The sequence below is a fragment of the Halorubrum orientale genome (assembly GCF_059623105.1).
In genome coordinates this window covers 1-539 of sequence record NZ_JBSPSR010000027.1, presented here as the reverse complement: position 1 = coordinate 539, position 539 = coordinate 1, and the positions used below count along the sequence as shown (strand labels likewise).

Here is a 539-nt window from a genome sequence, read left to right as displayed (position 1 = left end):
CGACCTCCGTTGGTACGGCCGATGCGACCAGTACACGCTGGAACTCGGCAAACGGTCCCGCCTCGAAATCCCGGTCGGCAAAGACCTCAAGGACGAGTACGGACTCGGCCACACCGAGCGCCTGCGCCTCGAAGTGCGCGGTCGTCCCAAGTGGGACGGCAAACCCGGTCGGTTGGAACTGTACTACGACGAGTTGGAAGACCGATTCAGAGCCATTCAGCCTGTCACGGTAGACACTTCTCGACAGGATTCACCACTGGCGGACGAAACCGCCGCTCTGGATATCGGCGCGAACAACATCGTCGCCTGTACGACCACAACCGGCCAGCAGTATCTGTACGAGGGGCGCGACCTCTTCGAGCGGTTCCGAGAAACGACTCGGACGATTGCGGACCACCAGTCGAAGGTCAAGCTCGAAGAGGGGCGGTACACGTCGAAACGGATTCGACGCCTGTACCGACGCCGGACGAGACGGCGCGACCACGCCATGGACGCCCTCGCCCGCGACCTCTTCCAGCGACTGTACGAGGAGGGCGTGG

General features: G+C 62.9%; 1 protein-coding gene. It reads left to right on the top strand.

The window, feature by feature from the left end:
• Positions 1–539 (top strand): transposase (locus ACWUI7_RS13500; RefSeq protein ID WP_496642718.1); only part of this gene is annotated, 539 nt, incomplete at both ends.